The following is a 26,528-nucleotide window of genomic DNA, read 5'->3' on the forward strand; positions in this document are numbered from 1 at the left end:
TCTAATCATAAACGTCTGCTTCAGAAAAGCCCACTTGTATCAGACAAGCTCGATTTCATAACAAAGCTCAAATTTTAGAATGTGACTGAAAAGCCACCATTGATTACTCTAGCTTGTGGATAATATTGTCCTGTGGAATTATTAGATTCAGGATCAAATACCTTCAGCTTGTCCCATGTTATCAGATTGAGTCCATTTAAGTAAAACCGGAGGTTGTTTACTCCTATCTTGGAACCAAGCTGTATAGGTAGTGTATAGCCAAACTCAATGTTTTTCAGTCTGATGTAGTCAGTTTCTCTATACCAATAGGTATTGTTGTTATCCCCATCAGAATAATATTGATCTCCTCGATTGGCTATTCTTGGGTGTACGCTGCTTGGGTTTTCTACAGTCCATCTGTTTTCATAGAAATCCAAAAGGTAGTTTCCGATATTTCCAGATTCTCCAGCACTCACAAGAGTGATTGCACCAGTGGCACCTTGGAAAAGTACAGATAAATCAAAATTCTTGTAACTTCCATTGAGTATCATACCTCCTTGGAATCTTGGGATGTCATTTTTGTCTAACCTTACCCTATCCAAAGGTGAAATGATACCATCTCCATTTACATCTTTGAACTTCATGTCTCCTGGGCGCAGTTCATTGGTAATTGCAGAATAGTCTAGTGTATTGCGTGCAATATCTTCCTGATCTCTGAATACACCATCATATATATATATAGGCCCTGGCGCATTCATAGGCCTACCAGTACTTCTCTGCCATTCCTCAGCTCCTGGAGGTTCGTCCCAGAATAGGATTTTGTTTTTGGCATATCCGCCATTGACACTTATACTGTACTTCAATTCTCCCTTGGAACCACGATATCCTAAGTTGATATCAAAGCCCTTGTTCTCGATTTCGCCGATGTTTTCTGCTGGTAACAATGAGGACAGTCCTGTGCTTTGTGGGATCGATGCGTTTCTTCTCCATAGGATGTTTGTTCTTTTGTTATAAAAAACATCAAATTCGAAGAATATACGACCTTGTAGCAATTGGCCTTCAATTCCAATATTGCTGTTGTTGGCTACTTCCCAGGTAATCATATTGTTAGGTACTCTGGTTTCATATAAGGTTTTTGTTTCTTGCCCTTCGAGTATATGACTCCTAAATCCGTAAGTGGACAGGAATTGATATTCCTGAAGTGCATCTTCATAGAAAATCTGGTCATTCCCCATTTGTCCCCAAGAACCTCTTATTTTGAAAAAGTCAAATGCAGGGAGTGAGTTTTTCCAGAAGTTCTCTTCGGAAACTACCCAGCCTGCCATCACACCAGGAAAGAACCCATATCTCGTATCTCTTGGGAAAATGTAAGAAGCATCATACCTCCAAAGAAACTCCATCAGGTACTTTTCCTTAAAGTTGTAAGCTACCCTACCGAAGTAGTTCAGCCTAGCGCGCTCGAAGGCTCCACCTCCGTTGTCTTTTTCTTCATCACCTCCTGCAAACATCTGATCTATTGCTGTAGAAATAAAGAATCTTCTATATGCAAAGAAATCGTCTGCATTCACGGTTTCTTTATTGGTACCTGCTAAAGTTTGGAATCCGTGGTCACCGAATTGCTTCTCATAAGTGAATACACCGCCTAGCAAGATGTTCAATTGGTTGTAGTTGGATTGTCTCAATCTTGGTTCTGCAGGACCTCTTTCTGTAGGAACGAGTATAGGTGTAGTTCCGTCAGCTTCGAAGCCACTACCTCTTTGGTACAGAATCCAAGGGGTTTCCCACCTTTTGTTAAACTGACTCAGGTTATCCACCGCAGCAGTACCTGTGAATTTCAGTCCTTCTACTCCAGGTATTTTTATATTTAATGCTCCATTTGTTTGGAAATAGTCTCTTATTTCTCGGTCATAACCAGTAGCATTGGTAGTGATTACTACTGGGTTTTCTCCATTCTCTATATCGGGACCAGGTCTTCCATCAGGCCAAAAAGCTGGTTCATTGGGCTTGCCGCGCATCTGCATTCGGAAAATTGCCGATGCAGGTCTTGTAGGGAAGAATCTTTGTTCTCTTCTTCCCATTACACCTATTTGCATGTCGATGTGGTCGTTGATCTTTGCATCAAGGTTGAGGCGCATATCGTACTGCTTGTATCCAGTTGCTGAGTTTTTATAATATGCATCTTGATTTTGATAACCAATGGAAGCCATATAATTGATGTTCTCACTGCCACCGTTTAGCTGGACATTGTGTCTGGATTGTGGTGACCAGGTCTTCAGGGTGGCGGCATACCAATCTGTATCTGGATAGTTCCATGGATCAGTGCCTGCTCTATGCAAAGCCAATGCTTCTGGACTGAATGGAGCATTTCTGATTTGTCCATTAGGTCTGGTATAGGTGCCAGAAGTGGCAAATCCTGTAGTAGCAGCCTGCCACTCAGAAACAGGCAGTTCGTAAACACTCAAGTCATTGAGCATTTGTCCATATTGGGCAGCGTTGGCAAGTCTAGGAACGACAGTAGGTTGAGCAAAACCTTGGTTGAATTGGTAGGAAAGTTCAGGCTTTCCACTTTTTCCCCTTTTGGTAGTGACTAAGATTACCCCATTGGCAGCCCTTGCCCCATAGATCGCAGCAGAAGCATCTTTCAGTACAGAGATAGATTCTATATCATTGGGATTCAGTCTTTCTATACCTCCAGCCCTTGCAGGAATCCCATCTATGACTATCAATGCATCATTGTTACCTAGGGTATTTGAACCTCTGATCCTGATTCCAGAGCCATCATAGCCAGGCTCTCCACTCCTATTGACTGCCACTACACCAGACATTCGTCCAGCGATAGAGTTTGTCAGGTTCAAAGCTGGTGATTTGACTAGCTCAGAGCCTTTGACAGTGGCGACCGATCCCGTGATGGTTTCTTTCTTTTGTTCGCCATAGCCTACAACTATGATTTCGCTTAGGGATTGAAAATCAGTAGCCAAGGTAATGTTCAAGGTTGACTGCCCTGCTAATTGCACCCTTTGTGAAATAAATCCAATAAAAGAAAAAACAAGGACACCATTTTCTGGTGCTTCTATAGTAAACTTTCCATCAATGTCTGTCACAGTACCCAATGTACTTCCTTCTAGTAAGATAGTCACTCCTGGTAAAGGATCTCCCAAATCATCCACAACGACACCTGATACAGTCACATCTGCCTGTTGCATGATAGTGACGAGATCGTTTTTTGACTTTTTGGTGGTGGGTTTAACATGTATGTTATTGTTTACCTGAACAAAGCTCAGCTCTGTTTGTCGGGTCAAATTTTCCAGTACCTCATAAACTGTTTTATCATATTCGGCAATGGTTAACTTTTGGTTTTGAGAAAGGAGGTTATCTTCGAAAGTAAACCTGAATTCTGTTTGGTCTTCTATTACCTTGAACACCTTTTTGATTGGTTGATCTTTAAGGTTAAGAGACACTCTCACTTCATCAATGGTTTTTCTCTGGGCATTGCTAGTATTAGCGAGTAACACTGAACAGAAGAACAGTTGTATCAAAAAACCATATAACATCCTTTTTGACAGCATAATAAGTTGTCTAAGTATATTTTTTTTCATAAAATTGACTGGTTTAAGTGTTGAAATCTTGAACTATTGCCTCTTAGATGTAACTAAAGTGTAGAAGAGGCAAATCAGAAGGCAGCATGTAGTTCCCCCCAGAACTTATCCTGCCTTCATTTTTTATGAGGAATTTTCTGCGATACTTTTCATAGTCTAGTAGGTTGAAATGGTTATGGTTTTATTGTTGATCTTATAGTTGAAACCAGAGGTAAGCTTGATCCCTTCCAAAACATTTTCAAGGGTCTCATTTTCATAGGCACCGGTGTATGTCCAGCCTGGTTTGATTTTTCCTTTTAGTTTGACTTCTACACCGTACCATTTTTCGATCTTCATCTTCACCTCTTCAAAGGTGTTTCGATTGAATATCAAATGCTTGTCTTTCCAGCCTATGGTTTCCAAAGGGTCAAATTCTGTTTTGTAAAATCCACCATCTGCTTTCATGACGAGCATTTCCTTGGGATCCAATAAAACTTGATTTCCCAGCTCATCATTAATTCTTACTTTCCCTGAAACCAATGCCACTGATACATCGCCTGTATAGCTTTGGTTGACATTGAAACTGGTACCCAATACATGTATGATTTTGTTTTCAGTTTTTACAATAAATGGTCGTCCATCTTTTTTGACCTCAAAAAATGCCTCTCCTGTTAGGGTTATGTTCCTAGAGGAATCTGAAAATTCACGAGGATATTTAATTTCGCTCCCAGCATTTAGGTAGATTATGGTTCCTTCTGAGAGGGTAATCATTGATTTTTTTCCAAAAGGATTCTTTTTAGTGGTATAGGATATTTCGCTAGTGAGAGCTGGTTCTTCGGGTGATTTAGAAATTACACTGTAACCCAACCAACAGATGAACCCAATGAAAATGGAAGCTGCTATTTTTCTCAACGAAAAAAAAATGTACCAGCTGGAAGAGCTTTTCTTTTGTAAGCGATCTGTTTCTGAATGATCATGTTTGATGATATTCTCAAAGGTATCAATGTAAGTTTTGTCGCTTAGTTCAAGATTTTTCTTATACTGAATAGCCTTAATGATAGCCGCAGCGCTTTGGACTGTTTTCCTCTTTTCAGGATGTTCAGAAAGCCATTTTTCCCAAAAATGCTTATTGTCATCATCTGGGCTTACTACCCATTGTATGAAGAATTCGTCACTTAGGAAGTGCTGTATTTTATATTCGTTGTATTTCATTTTCTAATGGATTGAGCCAATAATTACTTGTTACTCCCAAACATTTTGGTTTCAATTATTGATTTGATGCTATCCAATGCCCTATAGATCAACTTGCGAGCTGATTTTACTTCACTGAACTCGAGCACTTCTGCTATTTCTTTGTAAGACATTCCTTCTTTATAAAGTAATAGAATTGCTTGTCTCTGCCTGGTTGTCAGTTTGTTCAAAGCATCTTCGATGAGTAGGGTTTTTTCAGTCTCTATTTCCAGCTGGATAAGTTTTGTCTCATGGGATAATTCAATCTGAAATGAATCTTCAAAAGAATCTATATTCTTAGATTCATTAGATTTGATTTTCTTGAGTTTTCTGATGATTTCTCTCTGGAGAGACTTAAAGAGGTAGGCTTTGATGCTGTGAACTTCTTTCAATTCTCCCCTTTTTCTTCTCAGGTAGATAAAAATATTCTGAATGCAGTCTTGAACTACCCCAATATCATTGGTGATCTGAATTCCAAACTCAAACATAGCTGTGGCATGGAAGCGGTAGATGTAATTAAATGCTTTCTCATCACCTCTGTTAAAAGCTGCCCAAATCTCTATTTCAGGTTTTTTTTCATATTGCTTCACAGCTTCAGCGTGCTCAATCAATATGACTGTCTGATTATTTTGGTTTTTAGTGCTGTTGGTCATTTTGGGTTGGTATTTCTTAGAATACTTAATATTAAGAGGAGGTAAATTGTCAAAATGACCCCATATTATTTCAAAAAAAATCCTTGAAAAAAATTTTTCTATATAAAATCAAAAGATTTTGCAAATACTTCTTCTTTTTCCGTGTCAAAAATTAAGAGGGCTTCACTTTTATCATCAAGTTGCCCAAACAAGTTACCGTCTTTTGTCCAAATGGGACTTTTGCTAACACTTAAAAAATTATCACAAAATCCTACGCAGTTTGACATTAGGACTGGCATTGCAAATTTTTTTGCAATTATTGGGAAATGTATTAATGCTTTTTCAATGCCTTTCGCTGAATTTGCTACACTTGCCAAATAAACATTTGCACCAAGGTTGAAAGCGTATTATGAATAAATGCCCAGTAAACTTTCGAAGCAAATTGCCAATGCAATTTTCATATTATCCGCTTTGATTATGATTTGGCCAACCCCATTTTCAAAAAAGGGGACTTCTTCAGCATGAAGTTGATGTTTTGAATAGGTTTGTCTTTGCTTATTTGGCTCAAAGCTTAACAGCAATGCAGGAAATTTCTACTTGTACATCTTTAGGTAATCTGCTGACTTCTACAGTCTCTCTTGCAGGAGGGCTAGATTTGAAATATTGACCATATGCTTCATTGATGGTCGAAAACTGTCCCATATCTTTGATAAAAATAGTGCATTTCACTACGTCGGCGAACCCAAACCCTGCTTTTCTAAGCACTGCCTCGAGATTTTTCATCACGGCATGAGTTTCTTCGGTAATGTTTTCGTTGATCAGCTCACCAGTATCTGCATCAAGAGCGATCTGACCAGATATGTATAGTGTATTGCCTGCTTTGACTGCTTGGCTATATGGGCCAATAGGAGCAGGAGCTTCTTGAGAATAGATGATTTCTTTTTCCATTTGGATGTAGTTTATATTTTCAAAGATAGCGCTGATTTCAGCATGTGTGCAAATTTCAATAAGTTTCTGATTATTCCATGGCTTTTCATAATGAATGCTACTATTTAAGCTTTATCCTAAAATCCGCAGAAGAATGTTGTATTCGATTGATTTATAGTAACTATAGACCTTATAGGTTTCACTTGATTATTTCTTATTCCTATTTGGTAGCCAATAAAAACCTGAAGGGTCTGCCGATATTAGGTATTTATTGATTACCAACCTTGGAGTGAAATTTGAAAAGTCTTATATCACTTTCCATCGATTTTCTCAATGAATTGCTTAATTCAGGTATCTTTATATTGACCAGCTTGCTTTTTGCGTATAATCGCGCAGGATTTAAGTTGAACTTTAGTCTTAAAGTGGTGTATTTTAGTTGTCTATTAACTACTAAAAGTAAATGTCCAAACTGAAACTTCCCTTTATTCTTTTTTCACTGATTGCTTTATTTACTTCATGCAGCAGATCTGAAGATAAGCAGTTTGAAATCATCCCAGGGTCTTATATAATTGTAGATTCCGTCTTGATTGATGATAGTAAGTTTAGCATATCATATAAGAAGAATACCAAAGTATATAATGATAGCATTCTAGGGTTTGGTGATGGTACTTTTGCCAGTATCAACCTGTTTCATACCAAGAAGGGTGATTTTTTGATGAATTTTGAGATGGATAGTATTGATTCGTTTATCATCCCCAAAAAGCGCTACTCTGATTTTGCTGTTGATGGAGAAAGGTTTTACTTATTAAATCATCTTCTAAGTAAGATTTATGTATTTGACCTGAATAAGAAATATTTGAGAACAATAGACTTAAAGTTTGAAAATGAACTTCTTAAGCCATATTATGATGTTTTATTTGAAGTCAAAGAAGATGAAATTTTTATTATTACAGAATATTCTGGTGGAACATTAAGTGATAATTTCAAAAAATCCCATTTGGTGACAGTATTTGATTTAGAAGGTAACTTCATTTTAAGCTTTGGAAATTATCCAAAACCATATACTGAAGGGAAATTGGTGTTGAGTGGAAATGAAAATATTATCCTCAAGGATGAAAGTGTTTATATCCTTAATGTAGCAGGAGTACCAATATTAAAGTAGTACTTAACAAACGGGGATTTGGATGGTGTATATAAGCTAGAATCAGATCATTTTGATCCCGTCATTGGTTACTATACGGATAGTCCATTTACTGCCCCATTCACAGATCAGTTTAATGGTTTAGTTTCTGATCAACATTCATCTGAAAGAGTGTTTTATGCTTCCTATCACTCATTTGATACTAGAGAAAGGGAAACTGGTTTAGATATTTACAGATGGATGTTGATGAAAATTGATTTGGATGAAATGATTATTTGTGAAGTAGAGATTGCAGATTCTTTGTATTTGATAGAATATCCAGATCTAATCCCTCAAGTTAAGGGAGACACAGTTTCTTTTTTGATCAGGGAGAAAGATGAGGGGATGTATTTGAAGCGTTTGGTTTTTGATAGATATTACCTACTCCATTTATCCAACTGACCAAATGCTATCCATGTTTATTACTTAGGGACTTGAAAACTTGGAGATATTGGTCTGTGACATGATCCCAATTGTACTTTTGTGTGAGGCCTGCGCGAGCGGTATCTCGGAGTGCTTGCATGGTGTCTGGTTCGGATTCAGCAATGTGGATAAGTGTCTTTACCGCTTCGGGGTTTTTCTCAAAATACTTCCCATGTTTTCCATTCTGAAGCATTTCTTGATTGAAGGCAGTGTTCAGCGCTAAGATCGCACATCCATATCCAAGCGCCTTGAGCATGGCTGGGTTAGTTCCTCCATATTCGTGACCATGAAAGTATGCGTAGCAGTTGTGATACAAGGACTTTAGCTCCTCAGGATCTGTGACATAGCCAGTGAAAAGTAGTCTGTCGTCTTTTATAGATTTCAAGTTATCCACATAGCTGTCTTTGAAAGGAACGTCTCCTACGATCACAAGCTTACGCTTGGAATTTGACCTGACAAATCCCTGGATGATGATATCGGCATTGTTGTCTGGTACTAATCTTCCAACGATGAGGAAGTAGCTTTCTTTTTCCAAGTTCCATTTTGAGATTCTGGAAGCATCGGCACTTAGTGATGGGTTGGCACCATAGGCGATCACTTGAGAATCGACATGGAATAGTTCTCGATAGATTCTTTGCATCTCGTCGGAGTCATTGATCACTTGGTCGTAGAATTTAGTTGCCATTTTGGATGCCCACAGAAAATATTTTGCACCTAAGCCTTTCCATTTGGGCCTCAACCACTCTAGTCCGTCCACATTGATGGCGGTAGGTTTCCTGAATATCCTAGAGATAATGCCAAATGGGCCATTTCCAGAGTTGACAACAAATATCACATCGACATCTGTAAAGCAAGCATGAAGCATAGAGACAAAAGAATGAGTAAGCTGGGTCAGGCTCTTCTTTTCAATGGCTGGAGTGTACACGAGCCTGATTCCATTGACATAGGCTGGCTTATCTTTGAAAAGTGCCCTGTGACAGTACACGGTGACCTCGACCCCACGTTTTTGTAATCTTTCACCAAGTTCCTTTACCATGGTATCATAGCCACCATATACATACGGGTATCCTTTGGCACCTAGAATGGCAACTTTTAGGTTTGGCGTTTTTGGTCGGGATTTCATGGGTTTAGGTTAAATTAGATGCTGAAGTTTTCAAGAATTCTTTTTTGAGCCATTTTTCCTAATGAATTTGCCAATTCTTGGTTACTTTTCAATGTCGATAACTTTTCTATAAGGTTATCAATATTGTTAAAATCAATCAAATAGCCTGTTTTTTCATCAATGATCATCTCTGATGTATGCTCGTTTTCCAAAGTAATTACTGGAAGGCCACATGCCATTGCTTTAAGTATTCTGTTGTCATGATTCTCATAAACGAACGTTGGCGAAATAAAAACGTCAGAAGCTTTCAGTGCATCAGCAAGATACCTTGTTTGTTTGATTATTGTGATATTGGACTGTTTTCCTAAGCTTTTCAACTTATTTTCGAATTTTTCTTGTAAGGTAGCATCATCTAGATCAAACAAAACGATGAGGTGTATATCTGCTAAAACATCAAAAAGCTTTTTCATCAATACACTAAAGTATTCAGTACAGAGTGTGTTATCGAGTGGTACAGTGATACAAATTACCCATTTATCCATGGGCAGTTGCAGATAGTATCTTGCATCTTGTTCTGGTTGCAAGAATGGGCTGGGGTCAATGTGGGTGATTTTCATTCTGTTGGTTCAATTTTCAATTTCATGGTTTACAGGCTTTTTGAATAACTTTTGCAAAGTTATCCACATAAGCATCTTCTGAAAACGCTATTTTTTGTCTTTCTTGACCATTCTTTCCCATTGTTTGAATGAGTTCAGGGTTTTCGATCAGTTGAAGCATTGCTTTTGCTGCGACCTCTGCATTATCGAAAGGGATAAGTAGACCAGTGTCACCATCTATTACCATTTCTCTAGCTCCTCCAATATTGGTAGCGATTACGGGCTTTCCCGCTGCCATGGCCTCTAGTACTGTAGTCGGCAATGGGTCTGGTAGTATCGATGGCAATATAAATATATCTAGGGTATTCAATATCTCAGGAATGTCTGTGCGATATCCTAGGTAAGAAATCTTTTCTTTAATCCCTGACCTCGAAATCTTTCTGAGCAAGCTATCCACAAAATGTTCTGTACCAGGAAAGGCATCACCTACGATGATGAAATGTAATCCGCTTTTTGTTTTGCTGAGTTGTTCGGCAATTTCTATAAAGTAGTGTTGACCTTTCCAGTGATTTACTCTAGCAATCATACCAATGAGTATCTTACCTTCACTTTCCTTAGGAAGATCTTGATTTATCTTCGAAGTGATTTCATGGTAAGGTTGATGAGGGATCCCGTTGTATAATAAATTTATTTTCTTGGGCTCAATCTTATCTGACCAGCTATCTTTGACAGCTTTTGAAACTGCAATAACCAAATTTGAATGTTTGTTGATAACTTTTCCAAGAAAACCTTTCAGCCAGGATGGAGAAGCTATGATTTCGTGTAAATGTGTTACATGAGGCAAGTTGTGCTTTTTGGCAACCCATCCTCCTACAAGTACAGCTGAGGTATTTGAGTATATGATATCAATCTTTCTTGATTCGATTATTTTGCCTAAGAATGAATGAGCCTCATAGAGTGTGCTCGCCCTGTTGATAAGTCCTTTTATGTTGAAATATTTCCTTCTGAGAATTCCTAGCTTTTGGATATGAACATTTATAGCTTCCTTTTTGATCTCTGTGACCAATGGTCCGTCTTCGGAGAGCACCACATCGATCTCGAAGCCATGTTTTTTTAAGGCTTGTATGGAAATCAGAAAAATTTTGCTGGCTCCATAAAGGTCCGAAGAGCTATGAAGCATCAGTATTCTTTTATGTGGATAACTTTGCAAACTCATTTTTATTTTTCTCTCCTAAACATAAAAAAACTACCGATAAATCCCCCATGGTCTGTTTGTACTTCTACTATATCACTACTGTATTTTGAGAATAGTTTGTGAAGGGATTTTTTATCGTACAGATTCATTTGCATTACAGGTTCACTCATAAGTTTTCTATGCTTCAATGAAGAGTATAGAAAATTGTACCAAGATACTTTTGTTCTTAGATAAAAGTTGAGGTAAGTATGTGCTGGTAACTTATGCCCGTGTGTAATCTGAATATGGGCAATACCTCCTATTTTGATTTTTTGGATTAACTCTTCAATGATTGCCAGACCTCTTTGTTTCTCTATATGTTGAAGTACTATGTAGGAGTTTACCAAGTCAAAAGAGGGAAGCTTGGGGAGTTTTTTTCCGTCATAAACGATAAACTCAAGATTTTTGGAATCAAGTGCTTGAGCATGTTCTTTCGCTTTGGCTATGATATCAGTAGATATATCAAGTCCTATCACTACCTGCTGTGTCTGTCTAGCAAAAGGTATGGCAAGTCTACCTACCCCACAACCAAAATCCAAAATTGAAGCACTAGAAATCTGAAAAGAAAAATTTTCTTCGATCCTCTTTGATGTCTCCTGAACATATTCCTCTCCCGTTTGAAAAAACTCTCTGATACTCTCGCCAGTGAGGTTTTCTGTTTTGTACTTCTCATCAGAAAGTACCCCATAATATGGGTCATGCTTTCCGAATGTTTTCCAATTGCTTAAAGAATCATGCATTACTTTTCCTTGATTTGATAATTTTTGCAGGGTTTCCACCTACAATGCTGTATGCTGGTACATCTTTGGTTACCACAGAACCAGCGGCTACGATAGAGCCTTTGCCGATCGTGACACCAGCTAATATCACACTGTTTGCAGCAATCCAACAATCATCCTCTATTTTTACAAATGATCTAGTGACTCCTTGATCTATCATTGGCTTATCCACATCATTGAAATTGTGGTTTTCAGCATATATACTTACCCTAGGTGACATCATCACATTGTCCCCAATTTCTATATAACCCGAGCACCCGATATAGCTGTATGGTCCGATGCTACTGTTGTTTCCCACCTTTAGTCCGACACCTGCTTCCCCACCATAAAGGTTTGTAGGTCTTATGATTGCGTAGCTACCGACGGTGACCTTATCTCCAAAAATCAAGCCCTTTTCTGCGAGTCCATTGATCTCGCAATGATCTTGTGCGATGAAGTTTTTACCAACTTCAATGTACTTTGCCTGTCTAATCGTAACTCCTTTTCCGATCAGAAACAATCCTTTGGTACTTTTAAATCTCCAACGATACCACAATCCTCTGATCATGTTTCCTAACATGCGTGTCATTACACCCATTGTGGATAAACTATCCCAATCTGGACCAAATCGATCACTGAAATCTACTCCAGTAATTTTAGAAATACTCGTCCCAAGAAAATTACTCATTTAGAATAGCTTTGAAAGTTTGTTCCAAAGATATAAAAAACTTCTCCGTTGTGAATTTCTTTAGTCGGTTTATCCCTTTTTCTTTCATTTCATTTCTCAAAGATTCATTTTCAAGAATCAAGCTCATTTTTGCTCGAAGTTCTTCAGCTGAATTTTCACCTAATACGATGGCCGCATCTCCCGCAACCTCTTTGAGAGCACCCTGGTTGGAGATGATAACAGGTAAGCCATATGAAAATGCCTCTAAAATGGGTAGTCCAAATCCTTCATTGGACGATGGAAAAACATAAGCCGTAGCATTTTGAAATAGTTCCTTTAGCTTACTGGATGAAACGTAGCCAGGGAAAACTATGCTATTTTCTAGTTTTTTCTTTTCTACTAAAGACACAAGGTCATCATAATCATCCAAATCTACCCTTGGCCCTCGTTGACCCACAAGGTAGAGCTTGATATCTGCATAGTCAGGAATGTGGATAAGTTGAGAAAATGCTTCTATTAGAAGCCTCAGGTTTTTCCTTTTTTCCATTACACCCACATGAAGAAAATATCGATGGAGAGCTCTAATGGCTGAATTTTTTGCGTTATCCACATTTTTTGTAAGGCCCGATGAAGGATATACTACATCGACTTGCAAGTGCTCGAATTGAGGTAAACTTTTAATTTTCTGCTTAGAGTAATCAGTAATCGTAATGATAGAGGCATTTTTTTTGAGACCTTTTTCAAGGAAGAAGGTGTAGTATCGGAGCCATTGGCGCTGATAATGCTCTGGATTGTCCCAAAAGAAGGTATCGTGCAAAACAGATATTTTCTTGCCTCTACTCCAAACTGGACTTAAGATATCAGGGCTAAAGACCAGATCAGCTTTGTACCAAAATGATAAAATGGGCAAAGTAATCTGTTTTCTCACAAAATAGAGGAGTTGAAAAAGGAGGTTTTTCCACTTTGGAGTTTTTCCTTTGAAAAAATTCGAATCACTTACTTTATTGAAATCAGGACTTATGATGTAAGTGAGATCAGTATCTTTTCTTGAAGAAACTTCCTCACAGACTGATTGGATGTAGGTTTTGATTCCTGTTTGGGCTACATACAAATAATAAACATCAATCAAAACTCTTTTTTTATGCTTCATGATGCGGCGTTCTTGGGTAATTGTTCATCGCATATCCAACCATCCACCAAGAAGTCCAACTGACATAAAGGTAAAGTTCAGCATTTGCTGTGAAAAGCGGCAAAATCAAGGCACATTTGGCGGCAGCACCTGTGAATGCGATTCTTGAGGTCATCAGGTTATTATTCGTTTTGAAGACTTTTACACTGTGTACTATCGAGTATCCAAGAAGTAAAATGTAGATAAGCATTCCTATCCAGCCTAGTTGGACGCCATATATTAGGAATTGATTTTCACCTCCTATTTTCAATTCTTCATCCACACTGCCAACACTCCCACTCATAGCCAGTCCTACCCCTAGAGGCTGAGCGATCATTCCATCTAAGGCTATAGCCCACTCCACCAAGTGTCCCACACTGGATAGGTTCTGGAAGGTAAGTGTATCAATTACAAAGTAATAGAAATCTTCAGAAGCAAAGAATACTACAAAAATCACGAAAGAGAGTACCAAAGAAACACCTACCATGATTAAGGTATATAACCTAAAGGTGATTGCGACAAAAAACAACATTACAAAGAATGCTGCAAAGGAAGCTCTTGAGGAGGCTAACATCAAACTGATAAAGGCAAATGCCATTATCAATAGGTAATAGTTTGCTTCATCCCTTTTGCTTGTCAAAAAGAATATCAATCCTGCCGCAAACCCCATCAATACCGAACTAGACAGTTCAAGAGGGTCAGAATAGATTGATGCAAATCTTTTGGTAATGGCCTGTGTCTCGAAGGTCCAAGACAAGCCAAAGTTACCTGTAGGTTCTACATCATTTAGTGCCCAGTTGAATGCAGCATAGCCAGTCTTGCTTTGCAAATGGGTATCAGATAATAATTCTAGCATATTCACACCAAAACCAATAATAACTACAGCAAAAATGATTTTGAAAATCAACCCAGATTCAAAATCATCGAACTTTGTATTGCGTCCAATGAAGTATATCAATGCTGGAACAATCATACCTTTATAGTAAAAGATCTTGGCAACAAATGAAGCATCTCCAATCGGAGCGAAAAGGAAAAATGTAGCCATACCGATAAAGGCTAAAAACAGCTTATCAACAGGTGTCAACCTCAAAGGGTACGCGAACAGGTTTTTTTGGAATAAGATAAAAAACAAAAAGGAAATGATTACGACTAGGTCTTTTAGGAATTGAAATCCTTTAACCATCAATTCAGAGTTAGTCGTAGCATATGCTACACTCAAAAACACGGTATATACTGGAAAATATATCAATAAAAAATAGATCACATATTCCCATTTTCCTTTGATAACCATGTTTTTCACTGTCCAACTCAAGGTCAGAGAGAAAATTATAGCTAAAAGAAGGAATATCACAATGTGCATTATTATAGGAAACTGTTGTTACTTTTGAATTCGAAATATACCTGAATTTAACCAATTGACTATAAATATGCCCTGATATCTGGAAGCTTTCTGGAGCTCGGATCATGGCGAATACCATCTAGCAACCCGTGATATCCAGCTCGAAGTTTCTTGAATCTAAACCTTATCACAAAATAACTTAAGTATGCTATTATCTTAAAGGTTTGAAATGGCCAAGCACTAATCCCAACAAACTGATTGGGATGAGACTTGAGTAATAGCAATTGGTTTCGGATATTTAGGTAGTGATTGATTGGACTTAAGAATCCTTCCCTATGTTTTTTCTTTGCTTTGGTAGATCCACTGACTTCATGGTAAAGGACAGACGCCGGAATAATATAGAGCATTGCACCATTTTCCCTAATCCTCAAAGACCAATCAACGTCTTCAAAATAGGCAAAGTATGTCGTTTTTAATGGTCCGATTTCATCAACTAGCTTTCTCCGAACCATAAAAGCACAACCAGTTAACCAATCTGTTTCGTACGGTTTTTCAGACGACAATGCTTGAGTTATACTTTCTACCTTTCCCTTGAACTTGTGGATAACTCCACCTGCATGCCATATTTTGGAGGAGTCTTCTTTTTCAAAAATTAATGGCTGTACTGCTCCCACTCCTTGATTCCGATCTAGATAGTTTACTAATGGGTCTAAAAACAAAGAATCAAAGTAGGTGTCATTATTTAATAATAAGATGTAATCAAAAAGCTCTTGCTGAGCCATTTTAATGCCTACATTGTTGCCGCCAGTAAAACCTAGGTTTGTTTGGTTTTGATGAAATGTGACTTCAGGAAATTCTTCCCTCAGTTTTTGACCACTTCTATCGGTTGAGCCATTGTCGACTAAGAAGATTTTGTGATTGGGGTAGGAAATAGATTTGAGTTGGTTCAAACAACTTTTTGAAAAATCATAGGTGTTCCAATTGACAAGGATAATGGCAACAGAAGAATAAGCCATGTGTATAGAAGGAGTAGCGCTTTAGTTGAAAATTATTCTCTACAAAAGTAGAAAATTTGATGAGAAATCTTACCAAGTTTTAATGAAGATAACATCTTTTGAATATTTAAGTTAGGATTTCATTTTACTTAAATTTATTATTTTGTTCTGTTCAAGAATTGACGTAAAAACATGTTTTTTCAAATAGTAAATACTAATTTGGGTTTTGAAAATTTCTTTTCTATGTCATAATGTGGAGGCAGTTTTGGAGGGTTTATAAATAAATCTTGTCTACATTTGAACTATACTTTGGAGAAAACATAAGAATATGAATTTTGCTATCGCAGGAGCGGGTTTTTCAGGAGCAGTTTTGGCTAGAGAGTTGGCAATGGATGGGCATCAGGTTACTGTATTCGAAAGCAGGGATCATTTGGGAGGCAACTGCTATACTGAAAGGGATGCAGAAACAGGAGTTATGGTTCATCGTTATGGTCCACATATTTTTCATACTGACGATGAGAAGGTTTGGGAGTATGTCAATCGTTTTGTAGATTTTATGCCCTATGTCAATAGAGTAAAGGCGACATTCAAGCAAAATGTATACTCATTGCCTATCAATTTACATACAATCAATCAGTTTTTTGGCAAAGCATATGGTCCTAAGGAAGCAGAAAGTCATATCCATGAGCTCGCTGACCAAACGATTGATTTACCTCAATCTTTTGAAGAGCAAGCACTCAAGTTTGTAGGTAGAGAGCTATATGAGGCTTTCTTCAAGGGGTATACAGAGAAACAATGGGGCATAAGTCCTAAGTCATTACCTGCGAGTATATTAAAGCGACTACCGCTTAGGTTCAATTATAACGATAACTATTTCAATCATAAGTATCAGGGAATACCGAAAGATGGATATACACCCATATTTGAGAAACTGCTTGATCATCAATTGATAGAAATTAAGCTAAATACAAAGTTTGACCAAGAAGGACATACACATTTCGATCATATTTTTTATACTGGTCCAATTGATGCATGGTTTGGCTATGCTTTTGGTAGATTGGGTTATAGGACATTAGATTTCAAAAAGGAAATTCATAGCGGGGATTATCAAGGTTGTGCGGTAATGAATTATAGTGACTCGGATGTTCCTTTCACACGAATATCGGAACACAAGCATTTCGCTCCTTGGGAATCTCATGAAAAGACAATAGTATTTAAAGAATATAGCAAAGCTTGTGAACCAGGAGATATTCCATATTATCCAATTCGATTACTGGATGAAAAGAAAATGCTCCATGAGTATTTGGTTTTGGCAAAAAAGCAAGATGGAGTTAGTTTTTTGGGTAGGTTAGGGACTTACAGATACTTAGACATGGACGTCACTGTCAAAGAAGCTCTTGAAGCAAGCAAAGCAGTATTGTCTTGTATCCGATCTGGAAAGCAAATTCCTTCATTTTTTATAGATCCGACATGAGCATAAGAAGGTATTTAAAGCATGAGGATCATAGGAGATTGTTAACAAATGTTTTCTCATTAGGGACAATACAAATTGTCAACTATATATTACCGCTATTGACAGTCCCTTATTTGGTGAGAATACTTGAGCCAGATTTTTTTGGATTGCTGGCTTTCGCTACTGCGACGATTACTTATTTTGCATTGATCACTGATTATGGGTTTAATCTTTCTGCAACAAGGCAGGTTTCTATTCATAGGGACGATTCGAAAAAGGTAAATGAGATATTTAATGCCACAATGATCATCAAATTTCTTCTAATGCTTATCAGCTTTTTGATTATGTGTTTTTTGGTATACTTTATTGAAAAATTCAGAAATCATTGGGAGCTTTATATGATCACATTTGGGATGGTAATTGGACAGTTTTTGTTTCCAATATGGCTTTTTCAAGGTATGGAAAAGATGAAATATATTACCTTCATCAATGTGAGTACAAAAGTCCTTTTTACTCTTAGCATTTTTACTCTAATCAGGGAACAAGATGATTATCTTTTAGTGCAGGGGCTTACCTCAGCTGGCTTTATTGTTTCAGGGACTCTTTCTATGATATTTGCCAAGCGGAAATTCAGAGTTTTCTTTTATCTTCCCTCGTGGTTTATCCTTAAAAATCACTTCAAAGATGGCTGGTATATATTTACATCCACACTAGCCATCAGTTTATTCACAACTTCAACTACATTCATTCTTGGCCTGTTTACCAACAATACTCTTGTAGGGTATTATGCTGCTGCCGAAAAAATCGTACACGCTGTAAAAGGGCTCAATGGGCCAGTTTCACAAGCCATATATCCTCTGATAAGCAAAAAAATTCATACAAACTTGCGTACAGGAGCATCTTTTATTTACAAAATCGGTAAGGTTATTATTCTTTTTTCATTTTTCATTTCTCTGGTGCTATTAATCTTTGCTGAGCCTATTAGCGACCTATTATTGGGAGATCAATACAAACCTTCCATAGTTTTATTGAGAATCATGTCCTTTTTGCCATTAATCATAGCTATAAGTAATCTCTGTGCGGTTCAGGGTTTGTATAATATGGGGAAGGCAGATTTGGTCAGTAAGTATTTGAGTTTGATTGGTATCGTTCATGTATTTTTAATCTGTCTACTCATTCCCTTTTTTGGAATTGTAGGAGCAGCGATAGGTGTTGTGGTTACAGAGGTTTTGGGTACTATTTTCTCAATTTATTATTTCAAAAGAGAACTAAGGGCTTCAATTGGCAATAGTTGAACAAAAAGTCTATTATCTTCGAAACTCAAATAAGTATATACCCAAATGAATAAATTGAAAGTTGCTGCTGTAGTTGTAACCTACAACAGAAAATATCAACTACTTTCTTGTTTGGAAGCATTGCTTAAACAAGAAAGGACTTTAGACGCAATAGTAGTAGTAGACAACTGCTCGACTGATGGCACGCAAACGTTACTTCAATCAAGTGGTTTTTTAGACGAGGTTGGGTATGGCGGAAATGTTGAAAAAGTCGTTTTGGAAAAGCTGGTCACTGCTAAAAATTCTTCTGGAGATTTGGTTAAAATTATCTTTATTGGCTTACCAGTCAACTCTGGAGGTGCTGGAGGTTTCTATGAAGGTGTGAAATTTGGGTATGAGGCAGGGTATGATTGGCTTTGGCTTATGGATGATGATGGCATGGCTGATACTATTGCTTTGCAGGAGCTTTTACTTTATACTTCCAAAGCCAATTTTTTGAATGCTTTGGTGGTAGACATAGAAAATCCAGAAAAACTGAGCTTTGAACTGAAAAATCCTAATGGTCAGGGGGAGTTTAGAGATAGAAAGGAAGTAGTTGAAAATTCAGAAGATGGGATTATTATTGGACAAGCAAATCCATTCAATGGTACTTTGGTTTCAAGAGTTTTAATAGAGAAAATTGGATATCCAAAGAAAGAAATGTTTATCTGGGGAGATGAAGTAGACTATCAATTTAGGGCCTCAAATTCTGGATTAGGTATAGTTACAGTGACCTCGGCAATTCATTATCACCCTAAAGCGGCTACCAAGATTTTAAATTTACCTTTTGGGGGCTATTTTATAGCTTGGTCAGGCATCCCTTTCAAGGATTACTGCAATGTGAGAAATACTGCATACATTCACAAAATGCACTTTCCGAAATCTATTTTGACGACTTTCATGAAGTACCTCATTTATTTTGTTCCAAAAGGTGACTTTTCTTCCTTGAGACTTTGTTTTAAAGCCACTATGGATGGCTTAAAAGAGCACTGGGGTCAAGAGAAAAAATATATGAAGTAGTTTATTGGTCAAATTTACATGAGCACTCGCTTTCTATTCTGAATTAGAGAAAAGTTTCTGCGTTGGGTATTTATTGATTATATCTTAGTTTTCTCTGAGGTATTTCCTGTTCAGCTCTTTGAGATAAAGTGCTAAAAAACAAAATACAAGAGCAATCATTCCTCCAAGAACCAAACCTTTGAAAAGCTTGACCTCATACCTGTCAAGTGGAAACCTAGGCCCATCTATTATTTGAATAAGAGGGGATGTATTTCTTTGATTAACTTTTGCAACTTCAAGGTTTTTTACGATCTCAGAGTAGATTGCTGTAGTAGCCTGTACATCAACTTGTTTTTTTCTCACACCGACAATTGCTGCTTGTAGTAATGGATTAGGGTTGGGAGTCTTATCGGTGAGGGTCGCAAAGTCTTCTAAACTTGTATCAAGGATCTTTCTAACTGAATCAGCTTGAGATTGAAGAATTTCTAAGTTTTCAGAAGTTTTCTTCGTCTTGGTTTCGAAATAGAAGTTATTGACGTTTTCTACTAAGGTCTCATTGAAGACTTTTGCGAAAGCTTCATCTTTTGAGGTAATATCTACTTTTATGATGGTAAGTTTCCTGTCTGGTTTAGCTACAGAGAGGTGTTTTTCCCTGATGATTTGAGAGATTTCTTTCAAAACAGAGTCTTGAGTCACAGAGAATTCACTCCTGTCGATTCCAAAATTCATGCTTTTGATATCAACTTTTTTACTCCATTTTTCATCAATCTTATGGAATTTTATATATCGGTCTACGAGCAGGACCTCGCTATCAAATGGACTTAAGAGTGTCTTGTCAAGCATATTGTTTGACTTGTAAAGCTCCATGATATTATCCCCTTGAAAAAGGCCGCTTGATCCTCCAAGATTCCCAAGGTTCATACCTACCAAAGATGCTAATCCAGATACTTGCCCTAATCCGCTTCCACTGGATTCTTCGAGGACGAAAATTGTTTCAGCAGCATATACTGGTTTTTTGAGGAATGAATATGCAGCACCCAGTGCCATTCCTATGATTGCTGAAATCAATAAGTATAGCCACATACTTTTGTAATAATGCATCCAACCCTTGGTTCTCTGCACGAGTTCATTTAGTGTGATTTTATCGTCTAAAATATGGTGCTCTGCCATTTTAGTTTTGCCTTATCTGTGTTACAATCAGTACAAGTGTGGCCAGACCAGTAGTAAGACCTACGAGTTCTCCTGGCTTAAGTGGGATCCTTGGTCCTTTGGAAGGTACAAAGATTTCAGCTCCAGCGTCCATTTGAGGATATACTCGTATACCTAGGAAGCTTTTTGTTCTCGCAACGTCCCCATTGGCATAGACTACATAGGTTCTCTTTCTATTGGACCTGTTGTCAAATCCTCCAGCCTTGTCGATATAATGCTTCAAGCCCCTCATTTGCTCATACCGCACTGTAGTGGGGTACACTACATTTCCTCTAAGCCTCACTGTCTGCAATTGTCTTGGAATAGAAATGATGTCTCCCTCTTCTAAAATAAGGTCAAACTGAGAACCAGGTTGCTGAAGAATCTTCTGAAGGTCTATGGCTACAGCTTCAGTTTCTCGGATTTTCACTTGACCAAAATCCCCTTTGCTTTCTGCGATTCCAGCTATAGTTTCTTTCTTGACATCAAATACTGCGGAACTTTCAGCGGCACTTTTTTCGAGTGAATTGTTGCCTAAATCTTTGAACAACCTTTCTAAAAGTAATTCTTGAGCTTCTGTGTTATTAGGGTCAAGGCTCAACTTTTCCTGAAGATCGAGAAGTCTCATCTGTCTTCTAATCTGTTCAGATTCAGTATTGTAATATTCCGTTCTTCTGATCAAAGTAGCTCCCTTTGGGTATGCGAAATTGGTAAGTCCTCCTGCCCTTCTTACTACATCAGATATTCTTTCCTGAGCTGATTGCACTGCAAAAGCACCAGGAGAATTCACTTGTCCCTCTATGTAGACCATTTTTTCTAGCGTGAAGTTTGGTCTTCTTCTTATGATTACATTATCGAATGCCTCTAAGGTATGCACTGACTCACTTGGTAATAAGTTTTGGTTGATTTGCACTGGTATCAAAGTCGAAAACATGCCTTCCTGTGGATCGCCAACTCTTCGTGAAATCTCAATATCCTGTGTGCTTGCGGATTCTCTCAATCCTCCTGCCAAGATGATCAAGTCTTCTACAGTCATGTTCTTAGAAAATGGATAGGTGCCAGGTTTTTTTACTTCTCCAGTGATTTGTACATAGAACTCTTCTTGTAAGTCATAGATACTCGAAATCCTTATCACATCTTCTCTTTGCAATGGAATATCTGAGGCAGATCCATTGAGGATTTCTCTCAAGTTTATAGATATCACCTCAGTGCTCAAGTCGTCGTGAGTTCTGAGAATGCTGGCGCGGTCAAGGTAGGCTTCTCCTCTTACTCCATCAGCATTTTCAATGAGTTTTTTCAACGTAAGTCCATCTGTAAGCGCATAGTCGCCAGACCTGAAGACTGCTCCTTTTATTTGAACTCTATTAGAATATCTATTCAGTACTTTGTTGATTTGATATTTATCCCCGCCTTTTACGGTAAAGATGTCGAATTGATTTTTGAAAATGTCTGAAACCGACCTCTCTTTCCCACTGATCCTAGACACAGAAATCCTATCTTTGAAAGCCTCATCTGTAAACCCTCCGGCAAATTTTAATAGCTGGGCGAAAGTCTCTTCGCTTTTTACTTCAAAAATCTTCGGTCTCTTGACCTCTCCTTCCAATGTAACCCTTGATTCAAAAGGCTCTACCAATATAACATCCTGATCCTCTAGTTGCTGATTCAAGTTGGCTGTTCCATGGATGAGAAACTCATAAATATCTATAGTGGCTACAGTTTTGTTTTTTCTTACCAGCTTGATATTTCTGTAAGTTCCGTTTTCATTAGGGCCACCTGCTGCATACAATGCATTGAATACGGTACTGAAAGCACTGAGTGTAAAAGTACCAGGTAGTCTCAATTCTCCGACTAAGTGCACTTTGATCGATTTTACATTGCCAAGCGTCACTTGCACAAAAGTGCTTGGATTGGAGCCATTCATACCTCCGTAGAAAGCCGATAGCCTGTTTTTGATGATTGCTGTGGCTTCCTCTATTGACTTTCCTGAAAGACTTACAGGTCCGACGTTTTCTAAAATTGCAGCTCCATCAGCATTAATGCTCATTTCTAAGTAGCGCTCAGACTGACCATAAATATCAACATACAACATGTCTCCAGGACCCAAAATGTAATTTTTTGGGGTTGGAGCATTGATGTTTGGTTCAAAAGTTAATGTTCTTTGATTGTTGTAAAACAAATCCGCACCAAATATGCTTGTGGGGTTGTTTTCACTTGCCTGTGGCTGTTGCGCTCGCTTCAATCCCCTTGTGATTTCCGATAGATCTACCTGATTTCTTTGGTTTCTTTTTCCAACTTGACCAGTTGGACGAGAGGGACTTGAGGTAAGATCCAATGCATCGATTCTATCTTTTAACTTCTCAAGTTCACTTGCGGGTACCCCTCTCAATCTTGCTGCTTGGATAAGTTCTGACTCACTTAAGCCAGATTCAGCCGCTCTTTCCACCAAGGTCTTGATTTGATCATCACTAAGTTCATCTACATTTAGATTTGCGAGTTCTTGGAATGATTGTGCATTGGCTACTGGATTTTCCAAGGAAAAGTAGACCATTTGAATCATGAAGACGAGTAGAATGGATCTCAGCGTTGCTTTAAAATGAAAATGCATATTTGTAAACAGTGGTTTAAACTCCCAACTTTCAAAATGTTGAAAGTGGACACTAATGGCAGTATACTTTGAACTTCCGCAAAGATAGTTATTCTAAGCTGTTATGAAACAGCTCAATGCTGTATTTGAACGATACGAGTACTATTCAGTACAATTTTTACAAATCTCGATTTGTGTCCTGTCACTTAGTAACTGATTTCTAAATGATTGATAGGAAGTGTTCTTCCATATATTTTTTAGTTTTTCAACGGGAATTTGCCCCATCACATGTTGAGCATCTTTGTCAAAGCAGCAAGGCACTACCCTTCCATCCCAAGTGATTACTGACCCTTGCCACATTCTCCAGCATTTATTTTCTATTTCTTTTTTGAGTTCCCATTTGCCATTTTTTCCAAGAATATACCTTGAGTATTTTATGTTTTTTGGAATCAATTCTGATCCATTTTCAAAATCATAGATTTGGGCAGTTTTCAACTGAAGTTCATCTACTTTCATCATTTTTGCCCAATCTTTCAAGCCATCAAGTTGATGTTCGTTTTTGCCTGTTACCAAAAACTGCAAAATGATCCTCGGGTAAAGCGATTTTCTCTCTGTTCTTTTGTGGATAAGTAGGCTAAGGCCTGCATGGACTTTGGATAGCTTTCCACCGATACGGTACTCTTGATAGATCTCTTGGGTGATTCCATCCATGGACACTATCAGTTGCTTGAGTCCTGAATCCAAAGTTTTATCCACAATTTCCTCTGTGAGGAAGTGGGCATTGGTAGAAGTAGCGGTAAACACTTTTCTTTGGCTTGCATAGCTCACAAAATCAAGAAATTTTGGGTGGAGGTAGGGTTCTCCTTGGAAGTAGAGGTGCAAATAGGTTAGATATTGCCCATTATCGTCTATGATTTTTTTGAAAAGTTCTTCTTGGATCATTCCTGTGGGTCTGGAGAAGCTTCTTAATCCACTTGGGCATTCAGGACATCGGAGATTACAGCTGGTTGTGGGCTCTATGGACAGGGTTGTTGGTCGTCCCCAAAGTACTGGTTTTTTGATCCACCGGCTGTAATGGAAAGAAGCAATCAAAAAGAAATAATTCGAAATTTTTCTCCAGCTGAGTAGTGTCCAATAGCTATATGCAGTGATTAATTTATTCACAAATAGATGATCCTTCGGGTATTGGAAGGCAAGTTAATAAATTGTTATTTTAAAAAAGCTTTATAAATTGAGACATTTATTAGTTATTCTCCGTATAGACTTCATAACCAAAAACTATAAATCATGAAAAAGATTTTTACAATCATCATTCTTGGGACAATTTTAGGCCTTTCTGCATGTTCTGAGGACGAAACACCTGATCAGCAAATAATTGGAAATTGGGAGTTGACTGAAACTATTGGTTCATGGCCAGTGGATATTCCTGAAGGTGAAGCCGATTACTTTGTTTCTTATCAATTCAGACAAGATGGTACATTTCAAAAGACACGAGACATTAATGGGACGGAAAGTAGAGTAAGCGGAACTTATACGATTGATTCCACTCAGGATGAAGTTTTTGCATTATTAACATTCTCAAGTTCAAGTGAAATAATTCAAAGCTGTAATTCTAATGCTACGACAGAATCGGTAACAATAGTATCAAATAATAGGCTTGAAGTAGATACAAGCCCTTGTGATGGTCCTAAAAATATTTTTGCCAAAAGGTAAATTAAAATGCCAAAATTATAAATGTTTTGTGGGGATACAGAACAAGATGTTAATATGCAATATTTTAAATAAATCAAAAAGAGCGAAGTTGTCTTATCCTTCGCTCTTTTTCGTTCAAAATATTTTCAATCAGTACTATGCTTTCACTTGTTTCTGCTCTCCAGCTAGCTCTATCAGGAAGCTGTCGATTGTACCGCGCTTTACATGTGGCATTACCACTATTTTGTACCATTCTGGTTCAAATTCGTAAGTGTTGGCCACCAAGTAGTATTTTTCTGCAAGTTCTCTAGACATGTATTTGGCTTTGATAGCGATGATATTGTTGTAGGGATTTCTAAAATATTCCACATCCATTTTTTCCAGTTTCTTACATATCCGCTCAGTTTTGTCACAGAGGGTTTCCATTTTGTACTTCCATCCTTCAGAGCCATGGATCTTCAAAATCATCCACATGGAGATAGCATTGGCACCAGATCTACTGCCACTGATGGTGAAATCTTTTCCTGGGATATACTGTGCTTCGTCCGTTTTGACATATTCTATGAATCCTTTCCTGATCAAAAATAAACCAGTTCCATAGGGTGTTTGGAGCATCTTGTGACCATCAGCTGTGATCGAGTTCATGTAGGGATTTTGGAAAGTATATCGACTAGTGGGATTAGTAAATGGATATATAAACCCTCCATATGCAGCATCTACATGAATCTTGAAGTCTACGTTTTGGTCACTGAAATAGTCCCCCAATAGATCAATATCATCTACTGAGCCAAACATCGTCGTGGAAAGATTGGCAATCACAATGAAATATTTGATTCCCTCTTCCCTAGCGGCTTTGATTTTTTCATTTAAAGAAGACTTAAGTATCTGCCTTGTTTCGGGATCAACTTGGAGGATGATATTTTGCAAATTGAGGATGTTTGCTCCTTTGGGCATTGAGTAGTGTGAATCTTCAGAATAGACCAAACCGATTTCTCCCAATCTTGCTCCTTTGTCTTTCATAAAGAAATTTCTATAAATCCACATGGCTTGAATGTTGGCTTCTGTACCTCCAGTAGCCACATAGCCATCTTGAGTATCTTGCTCTCCATGAAATATCTCTTCTGCCACCAATTTAATCAAGTCTCTTTCAATTTTCTGTGTTCCTTCAAACACTTCAAGGACTGATTTTTCACTCAATGTATGTACGCCAATGTGGTTGGGATTGCGTACCATGGCAGACATATAAGGTGCGTCTTGGAGAAATGGAGCATCAGGATAAAACTCTGTTGTGTCAAGGTATGTTCCTGGAATTCCGAGAATCGGCCTTTCTCCTCTATAGTCTAAATTTTCTCCTAAAGCTTTGAATACAGTATTTTTAATCTCTTCGTGAGACAGTTTTTTCCAATACATGATAGTAATGTTTTAAAATGGATAAAATGTGTTTTGGAATGATGCCTGTCGCGGACAATAAAAGCCTCTACTTTCATCTATGCA

Annotated in this window: 23 protein-coding genes; 6 read left to right on the forward strand and 17 right to left on the reverse strand. The window is 37.8% G+C overall.

The window, feature by feature from the left end; genetic code table 11:
• Nucleotides 1-74: 74 nt before the first annotated feature.
• The 5 genes from MM239_RS00950 to MM239_RS00970 all read right to left on the reverse strand — a co-directional run bounded on the left by MM239_RS00950 (nucleotide 75) and on the right by MM239_RS00970 (nucleotide 6,364).
• Complete coding sequence (locus MM239_RS00950; RefSeq protein WP_241345991.1) at nucleotides 75-3,182, reverse strand: SusC/RagA family TonB-linked outer membrane protein; 3,108 nt, start codon at nucleotides 3,180-3,182, stop codon at nucleotides 75-77.
• A gap of 549 nt (nucleotides 3,183-3,731) precedes the next feature.
• Entirely contained in the window at nucleotides 3,732-4,766 is a 1,035-nt protein-coding gene (locus MM239_RS00955; protein ID WP_241345885.1) for a FecR family protein, read from the reverse strand.
• Between the two features lie 23 nt (nucleotides 4,767-4,789).
• Nucleotides 4,790-5,437 carry an RNA polymerase sigma factor gene (locus tag MM239_RS00960; RefSeq protein WP_241345886.1) on the reverse strand — a complete coding sequence of 216 codons (648 nt, stop codon included), beginning with the start codon at nucleotides 5,435-5,437 and terminating at the stop codon, nucleotides 4,790-4,792.
• A gap of 98 nt (nucleotides 5,438-5,535) precedes the next feature.
• The gene (locus MM239_RS00965; RefSeq protein WP_241345887.1) at nucleotides 5,536-5,793 is read right to left on the reverse strand and encodes a hypothetical protein; all 258 of its coding nucleotides are present in this window, start codon (nucleotides 5,791-5,793) and stop codon (nucleotides 5,536-5,538) included.
• 187 nt (nucleotides 5,794-5,980) lie between these two features.
• Nucleotides 5,981-6,364 carry a RidA family protein gene (locus tag MM239_RS00970; protein ID WP_241345888.1) on the reverse strand — a complete coding sequence of 128 codons (384 nt, stop codon included), beginning with the start codon at nucleotides 6,362-6,364 and terminating at the stop codon, nucleotides 5,981-5,983.
• A 439-nt stretch (nucleotides 6,365-6,803) separates the two neighbouring features.
• Here MM239_RS00970 and MM239_RS00975 point away from each other — a divergent pair, with 439 nt between their 5' ends.
• Together MM239_RS00975 and MM239_RS00980 are read left to right on the forward strand one after the other, a co-directional pair.
• On the forward strand, nucleotides 6,804-7,505 hold the full coding sequence (locus MM239_RS00975; protein ID WP_241345889.1) for a hypothetical protein: 702 nt from the start codon (nucleotides 6,804-6,806) through the stop codon (nucleotides 7,503-7,505).
• 18 nt (nucleotides 7,506-7,523) lie between these two features.
• Nucleotides 7,524-7,925 (forward strand): hypothetical protein, encoded by a 402-nt coding sequence (locus tag MM239_RS00980; protein WP_241345890.1) that lies wholly within the window; start codon nucleotides 7,524-7,526, stop codon nucleotides 7,923-7,925.
• A gap of 7 nt (nucleotides 7,926-7,932) precedes the next feature.
• Here the strand turns inward: MM239_RS00980 and MM239_RS00985 are convergent, their stop codons facing one another.
• The 8 genes from MM239_RS00985 to MM239_RS01020 form a co-directional block, all read right to left on the reverse strand.
• Nucleotides 7,933-9,069, reverse strand: a complete 1,137-nt coding sequence (locus tag MM239_RS00985; protein ID WP_241345891.1) for a glycosyltransferase — start codon at nucleotides 9,067-9,069, stop codon at nucleotides 7,933-7,935.
• A 14-nt stretch (nucleotides 9,070-9,083) separates the two neighbouring features.
• Nucleotides 9,084-9,665, reverse strand: coding sequence for a glycosyltransferase family 4 protein (locus tag MM239_RS00990; RefSeq protein ID WP_241345892.1), 582 nt, complete (start codon nucleotides 9,663-9,665; stop codon nucleotides 9,084-9,086).
• A gap of 22 nt (nucleotides 9,666-9,687) precedes the next feature.
• Complete coding sequence (locus MM239_RS00995; RefSeq protein WP_241345893.1) at nucleotides 9,688-10,860, reverse strand: glycosyltransferase family 4 protein; 1,173 nt, start codon at nucleotides 10,858-10,860, stop codon at nucleotides 9,688-9,690.
• Between the two features lie 2 nt (nucleotides 10,861-10,862).
• On the reverse strand, nucleotides 10,863-11,618 hold the full coding sequence (locus tag MM239_RS01000; protein WP_241345894.1) for a class I SAM-dependent methyltransferase: 756 nt from the start codon (nucleotides 11,616-11,618) through the stop codon (nucleotides 10,863-10,865).
• Nucleotides 11,611-12,324 carry an acyltransferase gene (locus tag MM239_RS01005; protein WP_241345895.1) on the reverse strand — a complete coding sequence of 238 codons (714 nt, stop codon included), beginning with the start codon at nucleotides 12,322-12,324 and terminating at the stop codon, nucleotides 11,611-11,613. The genes MM239_RS01000 and MM239_RS01005 overlap by 8 nt, the downstream gene beginning before the upstream one ends.
• A complete protein-coding gene (locus MM239_RS01010) occupies nucleotides 12,317-13,453 on the reverse strand; it encodes a glycosyltransferase family 4 protein (RefSeq protein WP_241345896.1) in 1,137 nt (378 codons plus the stop codon). Before MM239_RS01010 ends, MM239_RS01005 begins: the two co-directional genes overlap by 8 nt.
• Nucleotides 13,443-14,762, reverse strand: coding sequence for an O-antigen ligase family protein (locus MM239_RS01015; RefSeq protein WP_317235589.1), 1,320 nt, complete (start codon nucleotides 14,760-14,762; stop codon nucleotides 13,443-13,445). The genes MM239_RS01010 and MM239_RS01015 overlap by 11 nt, the downstream gene beginning before the upstream one ends.
• A 128-nt stretch (nucleotides 14,763-14,890) precedes the next feature.
• Nucleotides 14,891-15,826, reverse strand: coding sequence for a glycosyltransferase family 2 protein (locus MM239_RS01020; RefSeq protein ID WP_241345898.1), 936 nt, complete (start codon nucleotides 15,824-15,826; stop codon nucleotides 14,891-14,893).
• A 307-nt stretch (nucleotides 15,827-16,133) separates the two neighbouring features.
• Here MM239_RS01020 and glf point away from each other — a divergent pair, with 307 nt between their 5' ends.
• Genes glf through MM239_RS01035 form a run of 3 tightly spaced genes read left to right on the forward strand, consistent with a single transcriptional unit; the run spans nucleotide 16,134 to nucleotide 19,591 of the window.
• Nucleotides 16,134-17,279: a UDP-galactopyranose mutase gene (gene glf, locus MM239_RS01025; RefSeq protein WP_241345899.1), complete on the forward strand. Its 1,146-nt coding sequence runs from the start codon at nucleotides 16,134-16,136 to the stop codon at nucleotides 17,277-17,279.
• Nucleotides 17,276-18,553, forward strand: coding sequence for a flippase (locus MM239_RS01030; RefSeq protein WP_241345900.1), 1,278 nt, complete (start codon nucleotides 17,276-17,278; stop codon nucleotides 18,551-18,553). The genes glf and MM239_RS01030 overlap by 4 nt, the downstream gene beginning before the upstream one ends.
• A 45-nt stretch (nucleotides 18,554-18,598) precedes the next feature.
• On the forward strand, nucleotides 18,599-19,591 hold the full coding sequence (locus MM239_RS01035; protein ID WP_241345901.1) for a glycosyltransferase family 2 protein: 993 nt from the start codon (nucleotides 18,599-18,601) through the stop codon (nucleotides 19,589-19,591).
• Nucleotides 19,592-19,675: 84 nt separating this feature from the next.
• Here MM239_RS01035 and MM239_RS01040 read toward each other — a convergent pair whose 3' ends face one another.
• The 3 genes from MM239_RS01040 to MM239_RS01050 form a co-directional block, all read right to left on the reverse strand.
• Nucleotides 19,676-20,740, reverse strand: a complete 1,065-nt coding sequence (locus tag MM239_RS01040) for a Wzz/FepE/Etk N-terminal domain-containing protein (protein ID WP_241345902.1) — start codon at nucleotides 20,738-20,740, stop codon at nucleotides 19,676-19,678.
• Nucleotide 20,741: 1 nt separating this feature from the next.
• Nucleotides 20,742-23,363: an SLBB domain-containing protein gene (locus MM239_RS01045; protein WP_317235590.1), complete on the reverse strand. Its 2,622-nt coding sequence runs from the start codon at nucleotides 23,361-23,363 to the stop codon at nucleotides 20,742-20,744.
• Between the two features lie 141 nt (nucleotides 23,364-23,504).
• Complete coding sequence (locus MM239_RS01050) at nucleotides 23,505-24,506, reverse strand: radical SAM/SPASM domain-containing protein (RefSeq protein ID WP_241345903.1); 1,002 nt, start codon at nucleotides 24,504-24,506, stop codon at nucleotides 23,505-23,507.
• A gap of 123 nt (nucleotides 24,507-24,629) precedes the next feature.
• Here MM239_RS01050 and MM239_RS01055 point away from each other — a divergent pair, with 123 nt between their 5' ends.
• Nucleotides 24,630-25,055, forward strand: a complete 426-nt coding sequence (locus MM239_RS01055; protein ID WP_241345904.1) for a hypothetical protein — start codon at nucleotides 24,630-24,632, stop codon at nucleotides 25,053-25,055.
• Nucleotides 25,056-25,190: 135 nt separating this feature from the next.
• Here MM239_RS01055 and MM239_RS01060 read toward each other — a convergent pair whose 3' ends face one another.
• Complete coding sequence (locus MM239_RS01060; RefSeq protein WP_241345905.1) at nucleotides 25,191-26,444, reverse strand: pyridoxal-dependent decarboxylase; 1,254 nt, start codon at nucleotides 26,442-26,444, stop codon at nucleotides 25,191-25,193.
• Nucleotides 26,445-26,528 lie beyond the last annotated feature (84 nt).

This window comes from Belliella filtrata (assembly GCF_022549775.1).
Lineage (GTDB): Bacteria > Bacteroidota > Bacteroidia > Cytophagales > Cyclobacteriaceae > Belliella > Belliella filtrata.